Origin of the sequence: Lacibacter cauensis, from assembly GCF_007830055.1 — a bacterium.
Classification (GTDB): domain Bacteria; phylum Bacteroidota; class Bacteroidia; order Chitinophagales; family Chitinophagaceae; genus Lacibacter; species Lacibacter cauensis.
On sequence record NZ_VLLE01000002.1, the window covers coordinates 420,287 to 433,386 of the forward strand.

The window sequence follows — 13,100 nt, forward strand, 5'->3', positions numbered from 1 at the left end:
AACAATATGAAGAAAAAGAAAATTAACAAAGATCAAAAGCAGAAAGGAGCGAAAGGTTCCTCGGCAAAACATAAACAGGGTACGAAAACCGCTGCAGGTAAAGTTGCAGGTGGCAGGCACAAACATCCCGGTGCCAATCATCGTGGTGTAATTGAAATTACCAGGAGTGGTATGGGCTATGTAACCGTTACAGATATGGAACGGGACATCATTGTTCGTCCGCAACATTTTAATACGGCACTGCATGGCGATACTGTGGAAGTACAGATTACCAAAAGCGGTGGCGGAGGAGGAAGAATGGAAGGTGAAATTGTGCGCATTATTGAACGGAAGCAAACACAGTTCATCGGCCGCATCAGCATTCAGAAGAATTACAGTTTTTTTATTCCGGAAACAGACAGGCCCATGCCCGATCTGTTTATTCCAACCGATAAACTTAACGGTGCAACAAACGGTGATAAGGTAGTAGTGAAACTAACGGCGTGGGATAAGGCCAAACGTGCACCCGAAGGCGAAGTGCTGGAACTGGTGAAACAGGAAGCCGAGAATGATATTGCCATGAAGCAGATCTTACTTTCGGCAGGTTTCAATCTCAGCTTTGATGATGAAGTAATGGAACAGGCCGAACGTTTTCCGGACGGTGTGAGTGCTGCAGAAGCAAAGAAGCGCAGAGATTTCCGTGATATCCTCACATTTACAATTGATCCGGTGGATGCAAAAGATTTTGATGATGCCCTTTCCATTCAGAAACTGGAAAATGGGATGTACGAAATAGGTGTACACATTGCTGATGTGAGCCATTACGTGGAGCCGGGGACTGCATTGGATGATGAAGCGTATGCAAGAGCTACATCGGTGTATCTGCCCGATCGAGTATTGCCGATGTTGCCTGAGCGTATTTCGAATGAATTGTGTTCGCTTCGTCCAAAGGAAGATAAGTACACGTTTTCTGCTGTGTTTAAAATAACAGGCAAGGGAGAAATCAAAGAAGTGTGGCTCGGAAGAACAGTGATTCATTCCGATCATCGCTTTACCTACGAGCAGGTGCAGGAAATAATTGAAGCCGGTGAAGGTTTGTACGGCGAAGAAATTCTGCTGCTCAAAACACTTGCGCAAAAGATGCGGAAAGAGCGTTTCAAAAAAGGGGCGATCAATTTCTCTTCGCAGGAAGTACGTTTTGTGTTGGATGAAAATCGGAAACCAATTGGTATTACCATTAAAGAAAGCAAAGAAGCGCATCAGCTGATTGAAGAGTTTATGTTGCTGGCGAATAAACATGTAGCGGAGTTTATTGGTAAGATTACGGTGAAAGACAAGCCGGTGCCATTCCCGTATCGTGTACACGATACGCCCGATGAAGCAAAGCTTGGTCCGTTTATGGTGTTTGCCAAAAAGTACGGTCATACATTCGATATATCATCGCCGCAACGCATTGCCGAATCGTTTAACCAGATGCTGAAAGATGCACACGGTAAACCGGAGCAGCATGTATTGGAAGCGCTGGGCATCCGTACGATGGCGAAAGCTGTTTATACGGCAGAAAATATCGGTCACTATGGTTTAGGCTTTGAACATTATTGTCATTTCACTTCACCCATCCGTCGTTATCCCGATGTGTTGGTGCATCGTGTATTGCAGCAATGTCTGGATAAAGAACCGCAGATCGATAAAAAAATGGAAGCGAAATGCAAGCATTGCAGTGAACGTGAACGTTCGGCTATGGAAAGCGAACGGGCTGCCAACAAATACAAACAGGTGGAGTACATGAGCCAGTTCCTTGGCGAAGAGTTTGACGGTGTGGTGAGTGGTGTAGCTTCGTTCGGTTTTTGGGTAGAAACGGTTGAACATAAATGCGAGGGACTTGTTAGTTTGTTTTCATTAAGCGATTTTGACGATTTCCGCCATGTGGAAGAAGACTATTGCTTAGTGGGTAAACGCAGTGGACGAACATTCCGGATGGGTGATAAAGTGACGATCAAAGTAGTGGCAGCCAATCTGGAAAAACGTCAGCTCGATTACGAGTTGGTGCTGGGGCATATCGATTCAACCGAAAAGAAAGTATTGCAGCCAACGAAGTTTCAACATTCGAAGAAAAAGAGGGGAAAGAAGTGATGGCTGATTTAGGATGTATGATTTCTGATTTGTTTTGAAATCAACATCCTCATTATGCTTAGCTATCTTGTGTGCTGTTCGTAAATCATCAATCAGACATCAGAAATCATACATCAAATTTTATGCAGTCGTTCGAGCAATTATTAAAACAATTTGAAGAGCATTTTAACAAGCGCATATTCCCAACAGAGCCGGCGTCGTTGTACGATGCGGCGCAACATATCCTCAGCATCGGCGGCAAACGAGTTCGTCCTGTTGCTGTGTTAATGGGCAACGAATTGTTTGATGAAATTAAACCCGATGCCTGGCAGGTAGCAACAGCCATTGAATTGTTTCATAATTTTTCGTTGATCCATGATGATATAATGGATGAAGCGCCGCTGCGTCGTGGTAAACAAACTGTACATGCGATACATGGGGTAAACACAGCCATACTTGCCGGCGATGTAACATTGACCATGTCGTACGATTATCTCGGCAGAGTGGAAGGCGATGTAAAACCGATTCTTGCCTTATTCAATAAAACAGCATTGGAAGTTTCGGAAGGGCAGCAGATGGATATGGATTTTGAAAAAAGGGAAACGGTGAGTCTTGCTGAATATGTACGCATGATCGAATTAAAAACATCGGTACTGCTGGCAGCCAGTTTAAAGCTCGGTGCAATGATCGGCGGTGCAAGTGTGGGTAATACCGAACATGTGTATGAGTTTGGCCGTAACCTCGGTATTGCGTTCCAGGTGCAGGACGATTACCTCGATTGTTTTGGCGATCCGGCTAAGTTTGGCAAACAGGTGGGGGGTGATATTAGAGCCAACAAGAAAACCTTTTTAATGATTCATGCACTGGAAACAGCATCGGCTGCACAACAGCAACAGCTGAAAGAACTGATGCAAACAAACCCGGCCGATAAAGTAGAACAGGTGTTGGCCATTTTTAAATCGGCAGGAGTTGATGAATGGGCGATGCAACTCAAAAATCAATACTTCGAAAAAGCCATGCAGCATTTAGAAGATATAGCCGTGCTGAGTAAACGAAAAGAACCGTTGCAACAGCTTGCACAGTTTTTGGTACAGCGAGAATACTAATCTTTTACACACTGTAACGAAAGAGATCCGGCATTAACAGTTATGCGATAGCTGTAATTGCCGGATCTTAATTTTTCTTCTCCCACATAATCGATGGGTTGCAGCTTCAGCATTTGGTTGTTGAAATACACTTCCAGGTAGGCGTAGTTGTAAATAAACCTGTACTTTTTATAATCTGAGGACGAGCCAGGTGCAATTTGATGATACTGGTGTTTGCCACCGGGGCTGTTTACAAGAACAGAATCGAAAATGATATTGCTGTTATTGAAAATCCGTAATTGTGTATTTTCTGGAAGGAGTTTTGTACATCCAATGAGCAGGCAAATACAAGAGGATAAAATTGTTAATCGCATATTTGTTTGACCAGCTATAAAAGAGGAACGTTGCACTTATTTGTTTTTTCCCTATTTTGAACACCTCAAACTAAATTCTTATGAGTCGTTTATTCCGCAAAAAGAAGATCAATACAATTGTAGCAGAAGGGGGAGATGAAGTACATGGCGGAACAGGTTTGCATAGGGTGTTAAATGTGCGTGATCTTACATTCCTGGGTATTGCGGCGGTAATCGGAGCCGGTATCTTTTCTACGATCGGTTCGGCTGCATTTCATGGCGGACCAGGTGTTTCATTATTATTTGTAATCACAGCCATTACCTGTGGTTTCTCAGCTTTATGTTATGCAGAGTTTGCAAGCCGTGTGCCGGTAAGTGGTAGTGCTTATACGTATGCGTATGTAAGTTTTGGTGAGCTGGTTGCGTGGATCATTGGTTGGGCGTTGATTCTTGAATATGCCATTGGTAATATTGTGGTGGCAATTAGCTGGAGCAGTTACTTTAATAACCTGTTACAGGGTTTAAATATTCATTTACCGTACTGGTTAACTACCAATCTTACCACAGCTAACGAAGCGGTTGCAGCGGTTAAAGCAGAACTGGCAAAGGGAGTTGCCATGACAACTGACATGCAATCCATCATCGATGGCTACAATGCAGCACCGGTGTTAGGCAGCAGTAAATTGTTTCTCAACCTGCCTGCGTTTCTCATCGTTGCTTTTATTACTGCACTGGCATACATTGGTATGAAGGAAAGTAAAAAAAGCGCCAATGCCATGGTGATCTTTAAAATTGCTGTAATCATTTTCGTGATTATCATGGGCTTTTTTTATGTAAACACCGATAACTGGAATCCGTTTATGCCAAATGGATTTACAGGCGTACTGCAAGGTGTAAGTGCGGTGTTTTATGCCTACATCGGTTTCGATGCCATTAGTACCACTGCAGAAGAGTGTAAAGATCCGCAGCGTGATTTGCCAAAAGGAATGATCAATGCCTTGGTGATCTGCACCATTCTGTACATACTCATTGCATTGGTTTTAACCGGTATGGTAAACTACAGCGAACTGAAAGTAGACGATCCTTTAGCGTATGTGTTCGATAAACTTGGATTGAAGTGGATTGGTTATATCATCAGCATTAGTGCGGTGGTTGCAACAACAAGTGTATTACTGGTGTTTCAACTGGGTCAGCCACGTATATGGATGACGATGAGCCGTGATGGTTTATTGCCCAAGCGTTTTTCAAAAGTTCATCCCAAGTATAAAACTCCCGCTTTTGCAACTATCATCACAGGTTTCCTTGTTGGTATACCGGCCATGTTTTTACCATCATCGATCATGACAGACTTGACCAGCATTGGTACCTTGTTCGCTTTTGTACTGGTTTGTTTAGGTGTGCTGTTGTTACCAAAACTGCAGGCTGCAGGTACTCAGGGCAAATTCAAATTGCCGTACATAAACGGCCAGTTTATTTTACCGATTCTTGTTGCTGCATTTGTTTTCCTGTTTCGTGAGCGTGTTGCAGCATCTGTTACCAACCTGTTTCACGAAAACCACCAGGAAGTATTGTTCCTCATCTTTATCATTATTGCAGTAGTTATTGCTGCGTTAACATTCATCCGTAAATATTCGCTTATTCCGGTATTGGGTGCATTGAGTTGTTTGTACCTGATGATTGAAATTCCGGTAAACAGCTGGTTATGGTTTTTTGTGTGGATGGGAATTGGCTTAGTTATTTACTTCTTTTATGGTTACCGTAAAAGTAAATTAGCAAACGAACAAGGTTAGTTTATGTCAACAAGAAAAATGAAAGTCCGCAAACGCATTGCGTTGGTGGCGCACGATCATAAGAAAACAGATTTAATCGATTGGGCATATTTTAATCGTACTGCTTTATCGAAACACGAATTGTTTGCAACCGGTACAACCGGTAAACTGCTTGAAGATAAACTTGACAGACCCGTTAATAAGTTTCTGAGCGGACCATTAGGTGGCGATCAGCAAATAGGTGCATTGATTGCAGAAGGTAAAATTGATATTCTTATTTTCTTTTGGGATCCGATGGAAGCTCAACCACACGATCCCGATGTAAAGGCATTGCTGCGTTTAGCCGTAACCTGGAATATTCCTACTGCCTGCGATCGTGCCACAGCAGATTTTATTTTTACATCTCCGTTAATACTTGATGAGTATACGGTACAGTTGGAAGATTACAGTCAATACCTCAAGCGTAAAATCAAATAAAGGAACATCTGGTTTCTTTTCCCGGTGTACAACTTCACTTGCAAAAGCGGAAAAAGCATTGTAACTTTTACATAGCTTCTTTCACATCTAAATATTGCCATTATGAATTTTGTACAACGCATGGAAAAGTGGGGCGATGCCCACCATCCAACATGGATCGATTTCATAAGAATTATTCTTGGTGTTATTCTCACCGTAAAAGGAGTGCAATTCATTAACAACATGGAACCACTTACCGAACTGATTGCCAACAGCCAGTTTCTCGGTTCTTTGTCTGCCGGCTTGTTAGCACATTATGTTGTTTTCGCACATCTCGTAGGCGGCTTATTGGTTGCCTTTGGTTTACTTACCCGTTTAGCCTGTCTTGTTCAAATACCTATTTTGCTCGGAGCAATCATTTTTGTGAATATATCGGGTGGAATATTGCAGCCACACTCCGAACTGTGGTTTTCTGTTCTGTTACTGATATTGCTGGTGTTTTTTGTTGTAGAAGGCAGCGGTAAGATCAGTATCGACGAATGGATGAGGACGCATCCTGATGAGCGGCCTCATAAACATAAGTGGGGTTGAGGTTCCAGTGTGGTATGATTTCCCCGGCAATTTATTCTTTCAACTTGTTTGAACAGGATGTGTTAGCCGGGGTTATTTTTGCACTTTATTCGAAGTATATGAAATTTCAGATTGGCGATAAAGTACTCCTGCTCCATTCGAACGAAGAAGGCGAAGTGGTTGATATTATTAATAAGAAAATGGTGATGGTTGATGTGGATGGTGTGCAGTTTCCTGTGTACACCGACCAGGTAGACTTTCCATATTACAAACGCTTTACCGAAAAGAAAGCGGCACCTCCCAAACAAAAGAAATATGTGGATGATGTGAAGAAAGAAAAAACAAACAGCATCAAAGGATACAATGTAGGGGAAGGGATATGGATTGCGTTTTTGCCTGTTTTTGATAAAGATATTTTCGACGATGATGTGGTGGAGTATTTCCGCATTTATCTTGTAAACAACAGCAACACAGCTTATACCTTTAATTATCATTTGCGTTTTACTGGTGAAAGTGAGTTCAATCTTAAAAACGAATTGCTTCCGTACAGCGATTTTTATGTTCATGATGTACCCTTTGAGCAGTTGAATGATGCCCCCCGTTTCGATTTTGAGTTTAGTCTTTCACAACCTGTAAAAGGTAAGGCAGAGTACTTCGAAGCATCGTTGAAATTAAAGGCCAAACAATTGTTTCAACGTATTGAAGAAATGCTGCAGAAACAGGAAGCAAGCTTCAGTTATTTGTTAATGGAAAACTATCCGGATGCTGTAGTAAAGGATAAGGTAGACTTGAGTAAACTCTCCAATGCCGGATTTAAGGTGTATGATGCCGGTAAAGCAAGGCAGCACATTCCTCCGGCCCGTACAGTGGTGGATCTGCATATTGAAAAGATTGTGAACGACTGGAAACACCTCAGCAATTTTGAAATACTTACAGCCCAGTTACGGGAGTTTGAAAAGTATTACGAGCTGGCAGTATTGCATATGCAGCCAACGCTCATCGTAATTCATGGTGTAGGTGAAGGCAGGTTGCGTGATGAGATACATGATATCCTTCGTTTAAAACGGGAGGTGAAATCGTTTGTAAACCAGTATCATCCTTTGTATGGCTATGGTGCCACTGAAATTTACTTTCAGTATTAAAACAGCGGTAAATCGGGGCAGGAGCGTCTTAACAAGTGCAATCCGAAATTTTCAAGTATCATTGCAACTCAAATAAACAGCATGTATCCTAATCTGTATTATTTCTTTAAAGATGTGTTGGGCGTAGAGTGGGAGTGGGCCAGATTCTTAAACTCATTTGGTTTTTTTGTTGCACTTGCATTTATTATCGCTGCCATCGTTTTAACCAAAGGACTGCAGCGTAAAGAAAAGCAAGGGTACTTACAGCCTTTTGAAGAAAAGCGTGTATTTGGCAAACCTGCAACTGCCGGTGAGTTACTCACCAATGCGTTGCTGGGCTTTGTAATGGGTTACAAAATAATTGGTGCGTTTATGGCCGCCGGTTCGGGTGTAGATCCGCAGGCGTACATCTTTTCATCGCAGGGTAGTTGGGGCGCCGGTATTTTCCTGGCACTTTTATTTGCAGGCTTAAAGTGGTATGAAAAAAATAAACAGAAGGCTGCTAAACCCGAAGAGCGAAAAGTACGTATCTGGCCGCACGAACGTGTAGGCGATATTACTGTAATGGCCGCCATTTTTGGATTTGCAGGCGCTAAAATTTTTCATAATCTCGAAAATTGGGATGAGTTTGTTGCAGACCCGATTGGTTCCTTGGTTTCTTTCAGCGGCTTAACTTTTTACGGAGGTCTCATTTGTGCAGCGATAGCCATCATTGTTTACGCTAAGCGAAAAGGGATGTCTATCCGCCATTTGGCCGATGCCATGGGGCCAACGTTAATGCTGGCTTATGCGCTGGGTCGTATCGGGTGTCAGGTAGCCGGCGATGGCGACTGGGGTGTACCCAATGCCGCATATGTATCCGATTCAACCGGGGCTGTTCGTTTGGCCAATGCCGGCGAATTTCAGCAGGCAGTAAATAGCAATACCGTTTACCTGCAGCAGGAGTTTGGTCGTGGTATGAAGCCGGAGAATGTACCTTATGCAACATTTAAAGCTCCTTCATTTTTACCTACATGGATGGTGGCTTATACTTATCCGCATAATGTAAACAGCATTGGGAATAAGCTGGCCGATTGTCCGGACGATAATCACTGCAGTTATTTGCCGTTGCCGGTGTTTCCAACACCATTTTATGAAACGGTTGCTTGTTTACTGTTGTTCGGGGTGTTGCTGTACTACCGCAGTCGTATTAAACTGGCGGGTGGCTTGTTTAGCCTATACCTGGTGTTGAATGGGGGGGAGCGCTTTTTCGTAGAAAAGATCAGGGTGAATACAAAATACGAATCTCTTCCTTTTCAGCCTACACAGGCCGAGTTGATTTCGCTTGGCTTGGTAATACTTGGAATTGCACTCTATTTTGTGTCTAAGAAAAAAGCGGCTGAATCAAAATAAATTAAACGGTTTTTAACAACAAAGGCTTCCGAAAGGAAGCCTTTGTTGTTTCCGGCCATCTCTAATAATTTCCGTTCCTACTTAAATAGTGCATCCATTGTAACATCTTGGAGGGCAATCCGTCACATCAATGTAATTATTTACCGAACATCAGGTTAAAACACCGTTAGCCATAAAACAATGTACTATGCAAAACATAGAACCTACTTTTGACATGTAATTTAAAACAACAGGTACTGTTAACTGTTGAGCCTTATTATTATAAACCGAATCATCAAACCTATCATCATCATGAAAAAGTTACTCGCTTTAACGGCGGCCGTTCTAACCTTTACCTATTCCGGCTTTGCACAGTCCAGCTCACGCTTAAAAGGAGAGGTTAAGGACGAAAGCCAAAAGCCATTTTCAGGTATCACCGTTTCTCTTTTACGTTCGAAAGACAGTTCGCTGGTAAAGGCAGCCATTACCGATAAAAGTGGTGGCTACCTTTTCGAAGCGGTGAAAAACGGCAGCTATTTGCTCGGCGTTACTGCTGTAGGTTACCAAAAAATGTACAGCAATGTGGTAGATGTAAAAGAGGGAGCCGAGCTTTCAGTACCCGCATTCAGCTTAACACCACAGGCAAAAGGTTTACAGGAAGTAACAGTTACTGCCCGCAAACCATTGTTCGAACAGAAGCCTGATAAAATGCTGGTAAATGTTGAAGCCAGTCCATCAAATGCCGGTGCAAATGCATTGGAAATTCTGGAAAAGTCGCCCGGTGTTTCTGTAGATAAAGACGGTAACATCAGCCTTAAAGGCAAAGCGGGTGTACAGGTGTTTATTGATGGTAAGCCGGCTTATTTATCGGGTGCAGATCTTGCAAACTACCTCCGCAACTTACAGGGAACTCAATTGGATCAAATTGAGATCATGACAAACCCACCTGCAAAATACGATGCAGCAGGTAACAGCGGTATCATCAACATCAAAACAAAAAAGACTAAGCAGATGGGCTATAATATTTTAGCCACCGCCGGTTATTCGCAAGGTGTTTATGCTTCTAATAATCAGAACATCAATTTCAATTATCGTAAGAATAAAGTAAATCTTTTTGGTACGGTAAGCCGTAACGAACGCAACTCTTTTCAGCTGCTCTCAATTCAGCGAAAGTTTATTGAACAAAGCAGTAAAGAAGTAAAGTCGTTATTTGAGCAGGAGTCGCTGATGCGTAACCTGAATATCGGTAACAATGGAAAGGTTGGTGCAGATGTGTATTTATCGAAGAAAACAACTATTGGAGCTACTGTAAATGGTTTTTACAACCTGGGTATGTTTACCAATAACAGTGATATTGATATTGCTGCACCCGATGGTACTTTAATGAATAAAGCCAATGGTTATTCAAAAAGCAGAAGTAACTGGCGCCATTTTGGTTCAAACATCAACTTCCGTCACCAGTTCGATTCAACCGGTAAGGAATTGACGGCAGATGTTGACTACTTACACTACAATGCAGCCAATACGCAAAACCTGATGAACCGTTATTTTGATGCAACGGGTACACCTACCATTACACCGGATAACCTGTTGGGTAATCTTCCGCAATTGATCAGCATCTACAGCGCAAAAACAGATTATCTGCATCCGTTAAAGAAAGGAGCAAAATTTGAAGCAGGTCTTAAAACAAGTTTTGTACGAACAGATAACAATGCAGTGTACGACACTTTAAGAAACGGATCAATGATTCTTGATTCTGCACGCAGTAATCACTTTGTTTATACAGAGAACATCAATGCTGCTTATGTCAACTACAGCAAAGAATTCAGTAAAAAGTTTAGTGTGCAGGTTGGTTTACGTTTGGAAAATACAACAGCAAAAGGGAACTCAAAGGGGCTGGCATACAGCAATACGTATAACAAATTTATGCGGTTCGATTCTACGTTTACCTTAAACTATACCCAGCTTTTCCCAACCGTATTTTTGCAGTACACTGTCAATGAAAAAAACAGTTTTACAGCGAACTACGGCCGTCGTATCCGTCGTCCGGATTATGAAAACCTGAATCCGTTTGTTGAATTCCTCGATCGTTATACGTACGAGCAGGGTAATCCCAACTTACGTCCGCAGTTCAGTCATAACATCGAGTTATCACATACATTCAATAATTTCTTAACAACAACATTGAATTATACAAAGACAAACAATATCATTCAACAGGTATTGGAGCAGAACGAGGCTAATAATGAATCTTACATTAAACAGGCAAACATTGCCAATCAGCGCCAGTTTGGTATTGCAGTAAGTGCTTTCAAACAATTCAAAGGATTCAGCGGTAATATCTATGCTAATGTGTTCAACAACGAGTTCAATGGTATAGTCAACAATACACAGGTAACAATGGGTGCCACCACGGCAATGTTCAATGGTTCGTTAGCATATAAATTCAAAAAAGGCTTAACTACAGAGGTAAGTGGTTTTTACAGAACTGCAGGTGTTGATGGTGTGTTCCGCATTGGAGGATTTGGAATGATGAACCTTGGTGCAAGTGTACCAGTGTTTAAAACAAAAGGTACCATCCGTTTAAATGTGCGTGATGTGCTCTGGAGCCAGCGCATTAAAGGCGAAAGCAAGTTCGGAAACATCGATGCACAGTTCCAGAACTATCGTGATTCACGTGTTGCAACCATCACCTTTACGTACCGCATTGCAAAAGGTAAAGTAAATGGCAATACCCGTCGAAAAAGCAGTGCTGCCGCCGATGAGCAAAACCGTGTTAAAGGAAGCGAGTAAGTTTTTCCCTATATATTTTCTCATGTTGATTGACGACCCCGGTTTCTACCGGGGTTTCCTTTTTTCGGAAGAGCTTTTATTTTTCAATAGCTATTTTTGCATTCAAACACGTTGTATTTTGTACTTCTCATTTCAAACAATTTTATATGCCATCTTTTGATATTGTAAGTAAAGTTGATGCCCAGGCATTAGACAATGCTGTAAACGTTACTACCAAGGAAATTACCAATCGCTTCGATTTTAAAGGAAGTCATGTGCAGATAGACCTTGATAAAAAAGAGTTTAAGATTAAACTGGAAGTGGAAGATGAAATGAAGATGCGCCAGTTGATTGATGTACTCATCAACCGTGCTCATAAACAGGGTATAGCGCCTGAAGCGTTTGATCAGAGCAAAGAACCTTATCAAAGCGGTAAACTAGTAAAGCAGGAAGTATTGGTAAGAAACGGCTTGAAGCAGGAAGACGCCAAAAAGATCGTAAAACTGATAAAGGATAGTGGCTTAAAGGTACAGGCTTCTATTAACGACGATATTGTGCGGGTAACAGGTAAAAAAATCGATGATCTGCAGGAAGTTATACAGGCCTCAAAAGGTTGGGAGCTGGGCATACCTCTACAATATGAGAATATGCGTTCCTGATTATGTAGGCTGAAATATAAGGTTGGAGCGAAGTATGCTTAAGCAGCTGCTTCCTGTTTTTGATCGAATGTGGTAGCAGTTGTTTTAGTTTTTTGGGCTTGCTTAGAGCGTTGCGAAAGCCATTGTACCGACAGAAATAAGAGCGTCATTGATCCGATTACCAGTAGGTGTGTAAACATGCTGTAAGTTTTAATGTTTATAATCAGGATACTGGATAATACGTCTCGAACGCTTTAAAAGTAATAACAGTTAGTTCCTTTTTCAAGCAAATTCAAGTAATTCGAACGATTGATTTTATGTGGCCAGGCAATGCGGTGCACAAAAATAAGGCTTTTTACTTACCGTAGAAGTTTGACTTTTGGATTGGAAAAGCGTTTAACGCTGCAAAAAATAAAGTTTTAGCTGTGGCGGAGGTTTTTCTTAAATTTCATTTGGCGCTCACTAACAGAACCCTTACTTTTGCGCTTTCGTTTAAAAAAATGCACGGCCAAATCCGTGCTGAAAACTCCCAGATATATGAAAAAAGAGCTTCATCCCGCAAATTACCGTTTTGTAGTGTTTAAGGACATGAGTAACGGTTATTCTTTTTTAACCCGTTCAACTGCTCCTTCTAAGGAAACAGTTCAGTGGGAAGATGGTAACGAGTATCCCCTCATTAAGTTGGAGATCTCTAACACCAGCCACCCGTTCTTTACAGGTCAGAATGTATTGGTAGATACTGCTGGTCGTATCGACAAGTTCAAGAAGAAATACGCAAAGAAAGCTTAAGCCAATTGGCCAGGCTTTTCGGTATAACTTATATCCCCCGCAAAACGGGGGATTTTTTATTGCATAAATGCATTCACTAAACGAA

At 41.9% G+C, this 13,100-nt stretch carries 12 protein-coding genes; 10 read left to right on the forward strand and 2 right to left on the reverse strand.

Features of this window, described 5'->3' with window-relative positions; genetic code table 11:
• Window positions 1–6 precede the first annotated feature (6 nt).
• Together rnr and IQ13_RS01750 are read left to right on the forward strand one after the other, a co-directional pair.
• Window positions 7–2,112 (forward strand): ribonuclease R, encoded by a 2,106-nt coding sequence (rnr, locus tag IQ13_RS01745; RefSeq protein WP_144883889.1) that lies wholly within the window; start codon window positions 7–9, stop codon window positions 2,110–2,112.
• A 122-nt stretch (window positions 2,113–2,234) separates the two neighbouring features.
• Entirely contained in the window at window positions 2,235–3,197 is a 963-nt protein-coding gene (locus tag IQ13_RS01750; protein WP_144883891.1) for a polyprenyl synthetase family protein, read from the forward strand.
• Here IQ13_RS01750 and IQ13_RS01755 read toward each other — a convergent pair.
• Entirely contained in the window at window positions 3,194–3,550 is a 357-nt protein-coding gene (locus IQ13_RS01755) for a hypothetical protein (protein ID WP_144883893.1), read from the reverse strand. The two genes, IQ13_RS01750 and IQ13_RS01755, sit on opposite strands and share 4 nt — an antisense overlap.
• Window positions 3,551–3,630: 80 nt before the next feature.
• On the opposite strand from IQ13_RS01755, the gene IQ13_RS01760 reads away from it, so the two are divergent.
• The 7 genes from IQ13_RS01760 to IQ13_RS01790 all read left to right on the forward strand — a co-directional run bounded on the left by IQ13_RS01760 (window position 3,631) and on the right by IQ13_RS01790 (window position 12,247).
• Window positions 3,631–5,319 carry an amino acid permease gene (locus tag IQ13_RS01760; protein WP_144883895.1) on the forward strand — a complete coding sequence of 563 codons (1,689 nt, stop codon included), beginning with the start codon at window positions 3,631–3,633 and terminating at the stop codon, window positions 5,317–5,319.
• Between the two features lie 3 nt (window positions 5,320–5,322).
• The gene (locus IQ13_RS01765; protein WP_144883897.1) at window positions 5,323–5,775 is read left to right on the forward strand and encodes a methylglyoxal synthase; all 453 of its coding nucleotides are present in this window, start codon (window positions 5,323–5,325) and stop codon (window positions 5,773–5,775) included.
• A gap of 102 nt (window positions 5,776–5,877) precedes the next feature.
• Window positions 5,878–6,345 carry a DoxX family protein gene (locus IQ13_RS01770; RefSeq protein WP_144883899.1) on the forward strand — a complete coding sequence of 156 codons (468 nt, stop codon included), beginning with the start codon at window positions 5,878–5,880 and terminating at the stop codon, window positions 6,343–6,345.
• Window positions 6,346–6,443: 98 nt separating this feature from the next.
• The gene (locus IQ13_RS01775) at window positions 6,444–7,466 is read left to right on the forward strand and encodes a Smr/MutS family protein (protein ID WP_144883901.1); all 1,023 of its coding nucleotides are present in this window, start codon (window positions 6,444–6,446) and stop codon (window positions 7,464–7,466) included.
• An 81-nt stretch (window positions 7,467–7,547) separates the two neighbouring features.
• Window positions 7,548–8,837: a prolipoprotein diacylglyceryl transferase gene (locus IQ13_RS01780; protein WP_144883903.1), complete on the forward strand. Its 1,290-nt coding sequence runs from the start codon at window positions 7,548–7,550 to the stop codon at window positions 8,835–8,837.
• 291 nt (window positions 8,838–9,128) lie between these two features.
• A complete protein-coding gene (locus tag IQ13_RS01785; protein WP_144883905.1) occupies window positions 9,129–11,609 on the forward strand; it encodes an outer membrane beta-barrel family protein in 2,481 nt (826 codons plus the stop codon).
• 146 nt (window positions 11,610–11,755) lie between these two features.
• A complete protein-coding gene (locus tag IQ13_RS01790; protein WP_144883907.1) occupies window positions 11,756–12,247 on the forward strand; it encodes a YajQ family cyclic di-GMP-binding protein in 492 nt (163 codons plus the stop codon).
• A 38-nt stretch (window positions 12,248–12,285) separates the two neighbouring features.
• Here IQ13_RS01790 and IQ13_RS21295 read toward each other — a convergent pair whose 3' ends face one another.
• Window positions 12,286–12,426 carry a hypothetical protein gene (locus IQ13_RS21295; protein ID WP_158637280.1) on the reverse strand — a complete coding sequence of 47 codons (141 nt, stop codon included), beginning with the start codon at window positions 12,424–12,426 and terminating at the stop codon, window positions 12,286–12,288.
• Window positions 12,427–12,763: 337 nt separating this feature from the next.
• Here IQ13_RS21295 and IQ13_RS01795 point away from each other — a divergent pair, with 337 nt between their 5' ends.
• On the forward strand, window positions 12,764–13,015 hold the full coding sequence (locus IQ13_RS01795; protein WP_144883909.1) for a type B 50S ribosomal protein L31: 252 nt from the start codon (window positions 12,764–12,766) through the stop codon (window positions 13,013–13,015).
• The last annotated feature ends 85 nt before the right edge of the window (window positions 13,016–13,100 follow it).